Origin of the sequence: Pseudomonas sp. L13, assembly GCF_009935965.1 — a bacterium.
Lineage (GTDB): Bacteria > Pseudomonadota > Gammaproteobacteria > Pseudomonadales > Pseudomonadaceae > Aquipseudomonas > Aquipseudomonas lactis.
On the sequence record NZ_QODJ01000164.1, the window covers coordinates 1 to 574 of the forward strand.

Sequence of the window (574 nt, forward strand, 5' to 3'; positions counted from 1 at the left end):
AACATGGCTGCAAAGACAGTGTTGATCGTGTACGCGCACCAGAGCGCAGGCTCCTTCAATGCGGCTGTTAAAGACGCTGCTGTGGACGCGCTGAAGAAACAGGGCTGTAACGTGCTTGTGTCTGACCTGTATGAAATGAAGTTTAAGGCCACGGCTACAAAGGAGGATATTACTGGTCCACCAAAGAACCCAGAGCATTTTCGTTATGGAAATGAGACCATGTTGGCCTGGCAGGAGGGGCGACTATCTTCTGATATCACAGATGAGCACAAGAAACTGAAAGAAGCAGATCTGGTTATTTTTCAATTTCCCATGTACTGGTTCTCTGTTCCTGCCATCATGAAAGGCTGGATGGACCGGGTTCTAACGCTTGGCTTTGCATACACCTTGGAAAAGCGCTACAGTGAGGGTGTCTTCAGGGACAAGAAAGCCATGTTATCCTTCACTACTGGTTCCAATGAGACCATGTTCAGCTCCAATGGAATCAATGGAGACATGAATGTTACTCTGTGGCCAATTCAAAATGGGGTCCTCAACTATTGTGGCTTCCAGGTCCTTGCCCCTCAGATCTTCT

1 protein-coding gene is annotated in these 574 nt (G+C 47.9%); it reads left to right on the forward strand.

From position 1 onward, the window contains the following. Positions 1-574, forward strand: a 574-nt coding sequence (locus DK871_RS28490) for an NAD(P)H-dependent oxidoreductase (protein WP_161907482.1), incomplete at both ends; no start/stop codon positions are given.